We start from the raw sequence: 16,616 nt of genomic DNA, 5'->3' as shown, positions 1-16,616 counted from the left end.
AATGAGAATTAATAGATTACTTGTATCATTCTTTATTGTCTTGATGGCGTTAACAAAAATCAGCGCGCAGGAAGAAAACCCAGTACTTACGTACGAGGTACCTTCCCAAAACCTTTTGCGCTTTAATCGATTTTTGATCAACCCAACCTTTTCCACGGTTCGGGAGGATAAATCATACATTAATCTATTACATCGAAACCAATCGGTACAGTTTGATGATAACCTCCAAAATTACTTTCTGAGTTATAGTGGTCGGATCAGCGATCGTACCGGTTTGGGTTTAAGCCTATACTCCCAGAGGGTAGGGCCTATAGATAATGTTGGTGTCTTGGCCAATTATGCCTATGGGGTAAAGTTGAGTGATAAAAGCAACTTTACTTTTGGCGCCAATGTGGCCTATTACAATAGTGGTCTTAATCGGAATAGAACTTCCACCGTTGAAGATGATCCATTTCTTAACGGTTTCCAGAACGAGAGCCTATTGTCATTTCAGCCGGGATTCAATATCTCTTTTGGGCAGTTTGATATCGGTGCTTTTGCCGAAAACCTTTTTGACTATAATCTTAAAACCAATTCTTCTATCACAGAATTTAATGAAAAGACATTTTCAGGACATCTACAATATACCCATGAGTTTGAAAATGGCGACGGGCTTTTCGAAAATGGAAGGCTAATGCCTTTGGCGCGCACACGTTTGGTAGATGGGGAAGATCTGACCTTTGGGGGTAGTCTAATTCTGGATTTGCCAAGAATCGGGTGGCTGCAAGGAGGTTATGATAGCTTTTATGGGGCGTCTGCGGGTATCGGTTTCAACTTAAACCGACGATTATCCCTAGGATATACTATGGAAAAGGGACTGACCACGGATTTCGATAACCTGGGGTTGACCCATGAAATCTCGTTTGCGTACTCTTTTACCCCGAACCTGACAGAAGACCGTGTAATGCTCGAAGACAATGGGAATGAACTTGTGGAAAATTTTGACCCACAAACAGAGAATGCCGTTGCTTCCAATGATGAAATCGATGAGCTTAAAAGAAAGCTTGCCGAGAACGATGCCATCATCGAGGAGTTGATGTTCCGCCAGGACTCTTTGGAGGCCAATCGGCAGAAAGATTTGGAGCGCCGTTTTGAAATGGTCATGCGTATGGTCCGCAATGAAACGAAAGGGGAGCGGCCAGATTTGGAAAAAAGGGCAGAGGAACTCTTCCTAACGGGCCGGGACAAACCTACCAGCCTAGCCCAAAATACCGGGAACGGTCAAAATATACCGAATAGCACAAATACTCGGGAAACACAGCAAGCCATTGCTTCAACAACCTTGAACAATCCATCAAAAAAAGATGCTTTGGCCACCAGAGCCGCACAGGATAAGCCGCTTACCGATCGCACAAGTAAAACTCAAACCAAGAGTTCGGCCGTGGGAAGCAAGGAACCCGTGAAAAGTAGAAAGTTCAACAATCTTGATGGTGTTTCGGATGGGTATTACGTAGTTGCCAACGTTTATAAGGGCACCGCCTATATGGAAAAATTTATGGACAGGCTTCAAAAACAAGGGCTTGAGCCTGATTATATAGACAATCCTAATAATGGGCTTAAATATGTGTTTCTAAAACGATACGATACATGGGATCAGGCGGTCGCGGCGTATGAAAGCAGCTTGAACGGGAATTACGATCAAGCCATGTGGATTATGAACGTGGACAATCGATACTCCAATGAAGCATATGCAGAAAACGTAAATAAGATCAAGGAAAAATCATCCCGATATGGAACGGATGTCCTTCAAAAAAATGTGGTGGTAAGGGATAACCTAGCCGCCAACGAAACTTCCCCCAAAACCCTTAGATCCAAGGGCATAGGTGCAGGCTATTACCTCATAGCCAACGTGTTTGCCAATCCGAAAAATGCCAATCGGTTTGTTAAACTTCTAAATTCCTATGGATTGAGCGCCAGCTATTTTATCAACCCTGAAAATAACTGGAGGTACGTATACTTAAAACGACATGAATCCTGGAACAATGCCCTAATATCTTACTATTCCAAACTAAATGACGCATATGACGACAAAATGTGGATCATGCGCGTAACACCAAACCTAATTACTTAATGAACCAAAAATTCTCTTTAAAGAAGAAAATTCTACCATTTTATTACTTCTTCTTAGGTGCTCTTTTTTACTCGAGTGCTCAAGAGGCTGTTCCTTTTTCCCCCAGATTGGATGGGGGAAACATTGAAATCCGCGGGGATATCATTTTTGTGGGCAACAATATTCTTAACCGGGCATCGGAAGCCAATCCGAGCGAAGCCAATACCCCATATAATGGTTCGGCGAACAACAACTCCCTTTGGATGGAGTATATTGATATTGATAGCGATCCTTCGACCTTTAGCTCCAGTAGTGCGGAGTTGAACATTGCCGATCCCTCATGTTCCCAAGTACGGTACGCGGGTTTGTATTGGGCCGCCACTTACCCCAATGAGCGAAGCGATAGTAGCCAACCCTTTAACGGAACCCCGAGAATAGAGGATTGGTTTAACATCAAATTCCAAATACCAGGCGGCACATACGTTGATTTGACCGCAGATACCGCGGCCGATCCCGTAGGGCAGGAAGATGACATCATCTTTGATGGATACGACTACACCAATATCAACAATTCTTTTAAGGATTCACCCTACATTTGTTATAAGAATGTAACGGATTTAGTGCGTTCCAACACCAATCCCAATGGGGAATATACCGTTGCCAATGTCCGGGCCACCAAAGGACGAAGAAACGGTTCCAGTTCAGCCGGCTGGGTCATGGTCGTTATTTATGAAAACCCCAATGAATCCGGAAAGTTCATTTCTACTTTTGATGGTTATGCCGGACTGTCGGGCTCAGTGGGCAACGTAGATGTAGCCGTAAACGGTTTTAGGACCTTGCCCGCACCCTTCCCCGTCAGGGCCCGTATTGGTGTAGGTAGCCTTGAAGGAGATAGAGGTATTCGGAATGATCGATTTTTCATACGTGCCAATTCCGTTGGCGCATTTACCAATTTGTCCACAGGTTTAAATCCCGCCAACAACTTTTTCAATTCTACCATAACCACAAACGGTCTCGAAGTTCCTACAAGAACACCGTACGGGACAAATACCTTGGGAACGGACTTAGATCTTTTTAACCTGAACAATCCCAATGAATCTGTGCTACCCAACGATGAATCTGGCGCCACTTTGCGATTCACCTCCACAGGGGATGGTTATGGTGCATTTTTGGCCACATTTTCCGTCGAAATTATTGAGCCGAACATCGTTTTGGAAAAAAGGGTAGAGGACATTGGAGGTAACGATATCACAGGTATGGGCGTAAATCTGGGACAGACCCTGGATTACGTATTATCGTTCAGAAACCTGGGAAACGATGACGCCACCGGATATACCATACGGGACGTACTCCCTGTAAATACTACTTTCGTCAGTGTTGACCTAAGTGGGGCTCCCGGAGTTACACACTCCCATGATGTTGCCACTAACGCGGTAACCTTCAACATTCCCGATAACCTTGTGGAAATTGGGGATCCTGTGTATACCATTCGTTTACGCGTTACGGTGGCAGAAAACTGTTTTGATTTTGTAGATGCCTGTACAGACCTTATTGAAAACTTAGGTTATTCCACTTATCGCGGTGATATCAATAGCGCAATTATTACGGATGATCCCAGTGTTTCCGATTTTGATAATTGTGGCTTTGTAACCCCTGGGGCCACTAACTTTTTATTGGATGATCTTTCCGATTGTAATTTTACCCGAACCGTTGAACTTTGTGGGGCGGACGTAGTATTGGATGCCGGAGATGGTTTTGATGCCTATATATGGGTACGGGATGACAATGGAAATGGCCAGTTGGATCCCACGGACACGGTATTGAACGACGGCGATCCAGACAATGATCCCAGTACCTTTTTGGTTGATGATATTGGCACCTACATCGTTGACAAACAGGTGGCCGACCCTTGTAAGGGATTTAAGGAAATAATTACGGTAGAGCGATTTGGAACTACTCAGACCAATCCCATAGTAGATTACTTCAATGCTCTCAATAACGATGCCGACCCTACCAATGATGTACAGGGCGAAATTGTACAATGTAGTATTGATGGGGACATATTGCCAAAAATTTTCCTATGCGGCTCCAACGACTCCCAGCTTATTCAGATAAACATAACAGACGCCCAAAGTCTAATATGGGAGCAGTTGGACGAAGGAAGCTGTGCCGCCGCACCTGACGATTGTGCCAATAAGAACCTCACTTGTACTTGGAATCAAGTGGCCACGGGCAATAACTTCACGGCAAACGCCGAAGGAAAATATCGCTTGGTCATTAATTATCAAAACGGTTGTTTTAGTCGCTTTTACTTTGACGTGTTCCAGAACAATCTGGATATTCAGTACAATAGCAGTGATATTGTCTGTGCCACGGATGGGAATATCACTATTACAAATTTAGGGAACAACTACGGCTACCAATTGATAGACCACGCCAATAGTGCCATTCTAGTTCCTTTTGGGACAAACACCACAGGGAGTTTTGACTTCACTTCCGGTCAGAATGGTTCCTATAGGGTAGAAGTGGTACAATTGGATACCGCGGGCGACCCGATTCCGGGAGCTTGTATTTTCAGCACACCGCCAATAGGGATTCTTGATCGTAATTTTACCGTGGATATTGAGACAACGCCGGCAAATTGCAACGATCAGGGCACCATAAAGATAGACGTACTTAACGTTCTGCCTAATTACAGTTACGTGCTAAGAAGGTCGGACGGGACCTTTATTGACGATGAGACTGCACAACCGGATAATACGCATACCTTTACCGTAAACCCCGGAGATTATATCATAGAAACTTCTACGGATGATGGTTGTTCCGATACCCAAAATGTAACCGTGGGTAGAATCCCAGACCCCACACTCTCAGCTCTGACTACGGCGGATATCGGGTGTACGGCAGGTACCATAGAATTAACCCGTACCGGAGGACAAGGAAACCCGGACTTCCTGTATGCCATTTGGAGCAAGGATGGGGTGGATCGGTATGCGGATATCGCATCCATTCCTGCGGATGCCTACCAGGTAGGCTCCACTTTTTACTTTGGATGGCGCGATGACGATGGCGACGGAACGGATGAATACATCCCCAATGAAGATGGAACCTACGAATTCATAATCATCGATGCCAACAATTGTTCTGCCATATCCAATCCGGTCACTATAAATGACAACGGCACAATGACTGCCTCTGTACCCGCGCCTATAGATGTTTCCTGTGGAGGGGGTAGTGATGGTGAAATCAATATTGTAGCGGTAAATGGAATACCCCCTTATCAATACAGTATCGATGGAGGAACAAATTTTGTGACCACAGCTTCATTCGTGAACCTTCCTGTAGGAAACTATGATGTAGTGGTTCAAGATGATTCAGGGTGTGAGGTAACCTTTACGCATACCATCAATGAACCTTTTCCGTTATCCGCCTCAGCGGGAGTCTCCCGGGATGCCACGTGCGACCCTAATGGTGCTGAAGTCCGTGTGACCAATGTTACAGGGGGTACCGCTCCATATCAATATAGTTTTGACGGTGGTGCCAACTATGGAGCCACAAGTATTGCGGTTTTGCCGCCAGGAAACTATACGGTCATTGTTAGGGATGCCAATAATTGTACTTTCCCCATGGCAGTTACTGTCGACAATGAGCCAATGCCCCCAGTGGTCACCTTGACCCCTGCGGTGGACTATAACTGTAACGGTACCGGAAACATTACCGCCACACCAGATATCGCTACCTACGATTATACCTATGAATTGGATGGCGTTCCGAACACGCCGCCTACGAGCAATGTTTTTCCCAATATCGGCCCAGGAACATACACAGTAAGGACAATTTATACCTCCCAGACCCCACCAACACCTAGTCTGTTACTAAGTGAAGATTTTGGAGCAGGAGCAACAATTCCAAGTCCCAACACAAATGGCTACAACTATGAGGATCAAACCAACAATCCTCCAGGAGATGCCAATAGCAATATTAATGATTTTGAGTATTCGGTAACCAGCGATGTTGTAGCTCCCTTTGGGACGTGGGTAAGCCCAATTGACCATACCACGGGGACCCGGGCAAGCCAAGGAAGGTATTTGGTAATGAATGTGGGTACGCCCACACCGACCCAAATTATTTATTCCAAGGAAATCAATGATATTGTTCCAAATCGCGACTTAACCGTCTCATTGTACATCATGAATCTTCTGAGACAGGGAACTTCCGGCCTTGATCCCGATCTTACCATTGAAATACGGGAAGTAGGGACAGGAAACGTTGTACAATCCATAAGGACAGGGACGATTTCCAAGAATACAGGCAATACAGACTGGAGATTTCGTACGGTAGACTTGAACCCCGGAGCAAATACCTCTTTAGAATTCGTAATCCGGTCGGAAATTTCGGGCAATGGAGGGAATGATTTCGCGTTGGACGATATTGAAATTTTCCAGATTCCGGAAGTTTGCTCGCAATTCGTGGAGACTCCGGTTACAGTTGTCGCCGGCAACATTTTTGCCGCCAATGTAACCGCATCGGTCAATGCCAGTTGTAATGGGCTGTCCGATGGAACCATAACCTTTGAAGTAGAGAATTTTGACGGTACTGCAGGATTCGATTATTCCGTAGATGGCGGCACAAATTGGATCAACTCAACTACCTCTCCGGTAACTACAGGGGCAATTTTCGGAGTTGGCACACATCGCATAGATATTAGAAAGGCGGATGAAACGACCTGTACCACCTTTGTGGAGGAGACCATTACAGAACCCAGTTCTGTTGTTGCCAATGCCAGCATTACAACTGTCCTGACCTGTACAAACGGTGGGGCTACCATCACGGCCAGTGCTTCTGGTGGAACTCCTAATTATGTGTACCAGTTGGAAGATACCGGTGGAGTGGTTGTGGGCGGCTTTGATTTTGCCACAAACACAACCAATACTGTCTTTTCGGGTCTTGCCGCGGGCGATTACATTGTCCGTGCACGGGATGCCAATAACTGTGAGGATGCTATTGATACTGCGCTAACCGTTGCTCCTACTAACAATGTGGTATTTAATCTTACTCCCACAGCCTGTTATTCTGGAAGTAATGATGCCACTATCCAAGTAGATGTAACCGATGGAAACGGCAACTATCAATTTAGTATCAATAGTGGACCGTGGTTGACACCATCACCAACAACAGCAACCACCTATACTTTTCAAAACTTGGCCAACGGCACATATACCGTAGATGTACAAGACGGTTTTGGTTGTGTCGGGGTACAACAAAGCATTACCATAGACCCACAACTAACAGTTACCGCATCGGCCCCGAACATTACGGCCTGTGGTACCGACACCGACATAACCATCTCCGCGAGTGGTGGGGATACTAATTTCGTCTATGCTGTCGTTACCAATGGAACAGTTGTTGCCGATGGTGATTTTGGTCCCGCAAATACTGTGACGGTCACCGCAGCAGGAGCCTATGATATTTACGTAAGGGATAATAATGGTAATCCAGGATATTGTACGGCCATGCACCCCTTGACCGTTGTACAAGATCCGGCCCTAAATATTACTGCCACCCCAACGGCCGTAAGCTGTTTTGGCGGAACGGATGGTGCTATTTCCATTGTAGTAAATTCAGGGGGAAGTGCTCCTTTCACCTATAGCATTGATGGCGGCACCACCTATGTGCCCGGCAGTAGTTTCCCAAATTTAGCCGCAGGAACCTATCCCGTTCGTGTTCGTGATGCCAATGGTTGTGAGACACCCATAAATAATACGGTAGTAACGGAACCTACTCAGCTTACAGGGGAAGCTACAGTAACACAAAACTATACCTGTGCCCAATTGGGTCAGATTACCGTGGGAAATGTTACGGCTACCTCTGGTGGTTCAGGAGATTACCAATACAGTATTAATGGAGGGGCCTGGACCACAACAACAACCGGTGGCCATACCTTTATCGATTTGACCGATGGCACATACAGTATACGTGTTCGGGACGCCAATGCCATCTCTTGCGAAATTACACTTCCGGATGTTACAATCAATCCATTGCCCACAGAGCCCGTATTAAGCACTTCAATAAGCTATAACTGCGATGGTAGCGGAAATATAACCGTAACCCCGTTCGATGCCTCGTACACTTATATTCTTAATGGGGTCTTACCGGGACAAACGGGTGCAGGAAGTAACGTGTTTAACAATGTAGCGGTAGGCAGTCATACCATTACTGTTGATTATGGTAGCAGTTGCTCGGTTGATACGTCGGTAATCGTGGCAAATGGGAACGCTTTTGAAGCCTCGGTTATTGCATTTGATAATCTGGATTGTAATCTGGATGGTTCGGGTACGATTACAATTTCGGCCAACAATTTCGGTGCCGGAGGATACGAATATAATTTGAACGGAGGGGCTTTTGTAGGTCCCTTTACCACGGATGAGCAGATTACCGGACTCTCCGCACAGGCCTATACTATTGTAGTTCGCGATGTGGACAATCCAATTGCGGGTTGTTCTGTTACCTTGAACCAAACTTTGACGGAACCGACCCAAATCACAGCTTCCGCAAGCATTACGGAGCCCCTTACATGTGATAACGGAGGGGCCACCATTACCGCCAGTGCTTCAGGCGGAACGCCTACCTATGTGTACCAATTGGAAGATAACACTGGAACAGTAATTGGCAGCTATGATTTCGCAACAAACGGTGCCAATACCGTATTTTCAGGTCTTGCCGCAGGCGATTATATCGTCCGGGCAAGGGATATCAACAATTGTGAGGATGCCATTAATACGGCACTAACGGTCGTCGGCACTACTGCCGTTACATTCAATCTTACACCCACGCCTTGCTATTTAGGGGATAACAATGCTTCGATTCAGGTAGATATTACAGCTGGAAACGGCAACTATGAGTTAAGCATCAATGGCGGACCTTGGGTCGCACCTCCATCGGTAAATGCAACTACCCATCTGTTTGAAAATTTAACCAACGGCTCGTATACCATTAATGTCAGGGATGCTTACGGATGTATCGGTACGCCTCAAAATCTGACCATAAATCCAGCAATAACCGCTACTGTTGATGTTGTGGATATTAGCTCCTGCGCGAATGGAAGCATTACCGTAAATGCATCGGGAGGTGATGGCAACTTGGTCTATGCATTCGTTTCCAATGGAACCCCCGTTACCTCGGGAGATTTTGGGCCAGGCAATACCTATACGGTTACTACAGGAAATGATGGCATGTACGATGTCTACGTTTGGGACAACAATGCTGCCAATCCGCATTGTGAATTTCTGGAAACTGTGACCGTCGATCCTGCAGTTCCACTGACCTTCACAGCAACGCCAACTGATCCAGATTGTTATGACGGAACCGGTTCAATAGCCGTTTCTATAACCTCTGGAGAAGGCCCTTATACTATTGAAATCATCGATTTGGACAATGGGGGTGCTTCCAATCAAACCGATACCAATGTGGTTACCACAAACCAGACCTATTTTAATCTGGCTCCGGGAGACTATACCATTAATGTAACCGATGCTAACGGATGTCTGGTCGCCGATACGCCAATCTCCATAAACAATCCCGATGAACTAACGGCAACCGTTCAGGGCATTGTTCCTGGAAATTGTACGGGAAACATCAATGATTTTGGAATTGAGTTTAGCGGCTATCCGACCACCTTGGGAACCATCCAGTTTAGTGCCGATGGCGGAACATCATGGCCAGCTGATAATTCCGTTCCCGGAACATCAGATCAGATTACAGGATTTAATCCCGGAGACACCGTATTTCCATCGCTTCGAACGATTGATGGCTCATCAAATACCGTATGCCAAACTGATTTGCCTCCATTTATCATTCCTTATCCGTTGGATGATTTGGACATCAATGTAATACCCATAGTAATAGACTGTAACACTTTGGAGGTAGCCGTACAAGGTACTGCCGGTTTGCCGGGATATGAGTACGCCTATTCCGAAGACCCGGCAAACTTTGACCCGACTACAGCGGTATGGCAACCCGGGGGCACATTGGACACTTCCAATAATCCGGTTCCAGCAGGTCATGGAAGGTATACGTGGACGGGGCTTGTGCCTGGAAGGACCTATGTTTTTTATGTGCGCGATTCGTCCGGTCCTCCGGCGTGTGTCCGCCAGAGTAGTGTAAACGTCAATGTAGAGGCTCCGCCTCCCGTTCAAATAGATGCCGCCGTAACACCAACTTGTGATGGGCAGACAAACGGCCAAATAACTTTTACGGTCACAGAAACCACTCCAGGAGAACTTGGTGGTAGTTTTAATTGGGAGTTGTTCCTTGTAGGAACTCCAGCGCACACTTCCATTGCCACAGGTAGCGTTCCTGCCTTTACTACCGGGGACTCATTTGCCGCGCCGAGTACGGCAATTCTGGCCCCTGGAGAATACTTTGTGGAAATTACCGGTCCTGCTCCCAATAATTGTGTGATTGGCAGCGAGAATGTTCTTGTGGAAGAATTGGACCCCATAACGGGAACTCCAAATGTATTGACCCACATTACCTGCGCGAATCCCGGTTTGGTCGAAATCCAGTCCGTTTTCGGAGGAGGAGGAACCTACACTTATACCTTGACCAGTACCAATTTTGTGTCGGACATCATAACCACGGATAATCCTGTGGAGGTGCCTATCTCCAATTTGGTAGACGCAACAGCTACTCCGTTTAATGTGGATGTAAGTGTGACCGATCAATATGGTTGTTCAAATGCCTTGGGCACCGTTTCAATGAATATATCACAAAACCCAAGTATAACCGGCATAGCTACTTCGAATTGTACTATTCCATTTTCGGTATCTATAAGTGCAAGTGGTGGAACCGCTCCATACCTCTATTCCATAGATGGAGGCACATCTTATATAAGTAACGGCGGTGTTTTCACTAATGTGACCCCCGGGACCTACAATGTGGCTATCATAGATAGTAATGGTTGTACGGATACGGATACTATTGACGTACATCCCGTATTGGAGGCCGATGTTGACCTCAGCAAGCTTCTGGATTGTACAGGTACACCAGATGCACAGATCACGATTGATGTTACCTCTGGATCCGGAAGTTACGATTACCAAATAACGGATAGTGGGGGAACCGTGGTAGCCAGGGCCGTCTTACCGAGCAATCCTTTTGTATTCAATACTACAGCGCCCGAAGATTATGTGATTACGATTTATGATAATAATACTTCCGGTCCGGAATGTAGCAGGGTTTTCCCAATAACCGTTGAGCCTGCGGTGATACCTGCCTTTACAGAAACGCATACCGATGTTTCCTGTAATGGTGCTTCGGATGGAACCATCACACTTACCGAAACCCCTAATGGCATCAATCCATTGACATACACTATTGCTCCAGTGGCGGGAAGTTTCAACGCCGCTACCCAAACCTTTGAAAATCTTCCGGATGGCACCTATACCGTAACCGGAACAGGTACGAACAATTGTACCTTCGATATTTCTGGAATCATCATAGGCGAGCCTGCTCCGATTAGCATTACATTGAATCCGGTTGTAGAATTTGCCTGTACCTCCGGTAACAATCCGAATAATGCCAGTATAAGCATCAATGCGGTAAATGGCGGATCTACCTCTTATGTCAGGTATGAGTTTATCAACAATCAGGGCACAGTAGGTACTGGAGACGACGTTGTTGTGCAGGACGGAACAAACACCTCCTATGTGGAAACCGATATCAATGGAGGTTCCTATATCATCAATGTCTATGATGATAATGGGTGTGTTGGAAGTACCACGGCCACAATTGCACCTTTTGTTGAAATCTCCAATCCGATTGCTAATATCACCCAAAACATCACTTGTAATCCTGGGAATGACGCCGAAGTTACTTTGGGTATTACCTTAAATCCATTGGCCGCTACCCCAAATTTGGAGTATTCAGTAGTTGGTACAGATAACGCCTACAGTGTGCTTAACCAGCCCACGAACGTGTTTACGGCATTAGGTGTGGGCAATTACGCAGCTACCGTGACCAACACGGATACGGGATGCTTTGTACAGACTGCTTTTGAAATAGAAGATCCAAACAACTTTGAAATTGTTCCAACCACAGTAGATGTCATTTGTTTTGGAACTGACGGTTCCGTAAGCTTCACGGTGAATGACCCCGTAAATCCATATATGGGAGGTTTTACTTGGCAAATTTATGACTCCCAGGGTACGTCTACCTTGGCGGATGATACTATCATTGCTGGTGCAAATGGAACCTCGCTCAATGCAGGGCCTACGACTCCGTTTAATATAGGTGCGGGTGAATATCGTGTAGAAATCACTCAAACAGCCGATCCCAACTGTGTGGGCAACGAGTTCTTCACTATCGCCGGACCTAGTGCAACAATTACGGCAAACACTGACGTAACCCCAATTACTTGCGTAGGCAACGATGGCGTTATCGAAATTATTGATGTCCTCGGCGGATGGGGTGGTTATAGCTATTATGTGGGTACTTCGGCTCCGACGGGCGCCGGTGACTATGGAGTTAATCGCCGATTTGAAAACCTTCCTCCAGGTACATATGAAGCTTGGGTACTCGATGCAAACAGCTGCCCACAACGTGTGCAGAATAGCATTGTGCTGGCGGATCCAACACCAATTAGTGCATCCTTACAAATCAATCAGCCTAACTGTACAGACTTCGAAGGAGAAATTGAAATAGTCAGTGTCGCAAACGGTCAAGGGAGCAATTATACCTACCAACTGATTAAAAACGGGACGCCTACCGGAACCCTACAAAACACTCGGGTATTCTCTGGTTTGGATGCCGGAAGCTATCAAGTTCAGGTAACCGACCAATGGACATGTACCTTTACGACAACTCCTGTAGTATTGTTTGCACCTATAGTTCCCCAAGCGACCATTGTAAAGACCAGGGATTGTTCCGTATCTCCCGAAGGTGAAATTACGATAACGCAAACTGGAGGTTCAGGTAATTTTGATTACGATGTAACCTATCCGGATGGATTCACTACGGACAATAATACAACAGGTGTTTTCACGGGATTGAACCAAACGGGCGACTATACGTTTACCATTACCGATCAAACCGTGGGCCATGCCTGTAGTACTACGATAACCCAACGGTTGGAAGACCCTGTTCTTCCACTGCCTGTTATTGACACCTTTACAAATGTAACCTGTAACGGCGCCGATGACGGAACTATCTCGGTAAGTGTTGTCGATAACGGTGTGGGTCCCTATGTTTTCCAAATTACCGCATTGAACGGAGCGCCCTTGGGCACCCCGATAAACCCAACAACAAATACCAACTTCACGGCAATTTTTACAGGCCTGCAAGGTACTAGCGGAGGTAACGATTATACCATCACGGCTACCGCAGCCAACGATTGTTCTGCCAGCGTAAATCAGTCGATTACCCAACCGGATGCCATAGTCGTGAATGCTATTGTTCCTGTACCCTATGGCTGTACCACAGGCAATAACACTGACCACGCCACCTTAACATTCGTCGGTGCCACTGGTGGCACTACCAACTTTGTGCGTTTTGAGTTTGTCCGTAATGGAAGTGTTGTTCAAGATGGCACCAACACCACCTATACCGAGACCGATCTTGCGGGAGGAAACTATGACATCAATGTTTATGATGAGAACGGTTGTTTAGGAACTACAACGGCTACCATCCTGCCATTCGAAGGTATAAGTAATCCCGTGGTGAATACTACAGTTGATGTGACTTGTAATCCCGGGGATGATGCCCAGATTGAAGTTGGCGTTACGGTAAATCCGGGTACAGCGACCCCCAATTTTGAATACACCGTAACCGGAATCAATGTAGTGTACAATCATACGATTGCTTCTACCAACAATCCTGAAACCTTTACAGGTCTTGGCGTTGGCAATTATAGTGTTTCCATAACCAATTTGGATACGGGTTGTGCGCTGGAAACCGTACATACCATTGAAGATCCGGATATCATCGAGGTCATTGCCACCAAATTGACCGATGAGGAATGCTTGAACAATGGTGTCGATGACGGAAGTTTTGCCGTTGCCATCAATAATTACACTGGTAATTATGACTATCAAGTATATGACGTGAATGATAACCCTGTTGCAGGGTTCGCCGGAAGTGGAAATGGGGCTGTACCATTGGCTCCTATATCAAATCTTCCTGAAGGTGTTTACTATATCCGTATTACGGAAACGGAGGCCCCGTTCTGCGTGGAAGACTCCAATAGGATAACCATCACGGCCCCTGATGCACCGATTACGGCTACCATAACCGAAGAGACTAGTGTGTCCTGTTCAAATGACCACGGGAGCATCCTGGTGGATCCGGAAGGGGGAATAGGTCCTTATACCATTACCATTACCTCCCCATCGCAGACATTTACCCAAACCGGAGTAGAAGCTTACATTTTCCCAGGCTTGGCAGCAGGTACTTTTAGCGTATCGATTGCGGACACTATGAGCTGTTTATATACTGATGCCATTACCTTAATAAGACCAGACGATATCGTGGCTACCATAGCAAACACCCCATTGACTTGTTTTAATGAAAATACGGCCAGTGTTACAGCCTTGGTCAATGTGAGGAATGTAACTCCGGTATATGAATACCGATTAAACCGATATGATGATTTGGCGGGAAGCAACCTTTTGCAGACTTCTTCCGCGCAGGCATCCCAAACTTTTGGTGGACTTTCCGCAGGATTTTATAGTGTTACCGTTACCGATGATGTGGGCTGTAGTGTTGAAACGTCCATTGTTGAAATCATTAACCCCGTAGAGGTAGAGGCATTCTTAGTTAGAACCGATCCTTTGACCTGTATCACAGGCGTAGAATTTGAACTTTCGGCAACCGGAGGTGGTGGCACCTATGAATACAGCGCGGACAATGTCACTTTCATCCCAATGGCTGGAAACAGTATAAATCTACCCCAAAGTGGTGTTTTCGGTGCCGGAACGTATCAGTACTACGTTCGGGATGCCGTAAACGGTTGTGTTTCCGTAGCCTCCAACGAAATTGAGGAAGACCCAATAATTCCATTGACCTTGATACTTGACCAAAGTGCAGCATATATCAACTGTAATGGAGAAAGCACAGCGAGCATTTATGCAGATGCGGACGGTGGTTTGGGCAATTATAGGTATGAGCTGTACAGCAATTATAATGGAACAGCCTTAAATCTTGCCGATCGCATTGATGGGCCCAGACCTGATGGTGAATTCACCGGATTAGGTGTGGGCACCTATTGGGTAAATGTGACCAGCGGTGATTGTACTGCAGAGCCTCAACAAGTAAATATAACCGAACCTACACCTCTTACTTATACTGAGAGCGTGGTAGATGTAAGCTGTTTTGGAGAAGATGACGGTACCATTACGGTAACCCTTTCGGGTGGTGCCGGTGGATATCAATATGCCATTTCACCTAATCTGAATCAATTTGATACCGTAAACACCTTCGCTGATTTGGCACCAGGCACTTATACGGTTATCGCCCAAGATCAAAATGGATGTTTTGAACAGTTGGAATACACCATATCCGAGCCCACTTTATTGGAGGTCACCGCTGTAGCTACCCCAGAAGTCTGTGCAGGCGATATGAATGGAATTATTGATTTGACCATTCAAGGTGGTACGGCCCCGTATAGTTCTCGGTTGAGCAGTGAAGTCAATTTCACCTCAGATCAATCCTCAATTACAGGATTGGCGGCCGGAGGCTACATTGTATTTGTACGTGATGCCAATGGTTGTGAAGCCAACGTCTCTATTACGGTTGACGCAGGCGCCAACCTAAACGCTGCTGTAGAGCCTGTTTATGAATGTACCGGAGACACGCCCAACAATTATGTGAACATCACGTTGGAAGACTCTTCCGTACTAGGAGACATTTTATATGCCATGGATTCCACAGATCCCCTAGATATGCAATTAAACCCAGATTTTAGGGATATCGCCCCTGGAAGCCATTATATTGCCATAGCCCATGCAAACGGTTGCCTACGTACCATAGATTTCGAAATAGAAGGTTTTGAACCATTGACCTTGGCCCTGGAACAGAACAACATCAACGAAATAACGGCCCTTGCCGACGGTGGACTCGAGAATTATACATTCTACTTTGGCGACGTGGATAATGGAACGGACAATACCTTTTACATCAACAGAACGGATACCTATACCGTTACCGTTGTAGATGAAAATGGATGTGAGGCCGTTGCGGATATCTTTATGGAATTCATAGATATTGAAATCCCCAACTTTTTTACACCGGATGGAGACGGCCTTAATGATTTCTGGACCCCAAGGAACCAAGAGGCCTTCCCACAGATACTAACCATCATATTTGATCGTTATGGTAGAGAGGTATACAGAATGGGCCTTAATGATGATCCATGGGATGGAATTTATCAGCAAAGTGAGCTCCCAACCGGGGATTACTGGTATGTTATAAAACTCCGCGGGGAGAGTGACGACAGGGAGTTTATTGGACATTTTACCTTATATAGATAATCTTA

At 46.0% G+C, this 16,616-nt stretch carries 2 protein-coding genes; both read left to right on the top strand.

Annotated elements, in window-relative coordinates:
* Window position 1: 1 nt before the first annotated feature.
* Window positions 2-2,110: a type IX secretion system membrane protein PorP/SprF gene (locus Q0993_RS13065; RefSeq protein ID WP_299533648.1), complete on the top strand. Its 2,109-nt coding sequence runs from the start codon at window positions 2-4 to the stop codon at window positions 2,108-2,110.
* Complete coding sequence (locus Q0993_RS13060) at window positions 2,110-16,611, top strand: T9SS type B sorting domain-containing protein (protein ID WP_299533646.1); 14,502 nt, start codon at window positions 2,110-2,112, stop codon at window positions 16,609-16,611. Before Q0993_RS13065 ends, Q0993_RS13060 begins: the two co-directional genes overlap by 1 nt.
* The last annotated feature ends 5 nt before the right edge of the window (window positions 16,612-16,616 follow it).

The sequence above is a fragment of the Ulvibacterium sp. genome (genome assembly GCF_028285715.1).
Lineage (GTDB): Bacteria > Bacteroidota > Bacteroidia > Flavobacteriales > Flavobacteriaceae > Ulvibacterium.
The sequence above is the reverse complement of the archived record's forward strand: the minus strand, read 5'-3'. Positions and strand labels throughout refer to the sequence as shown.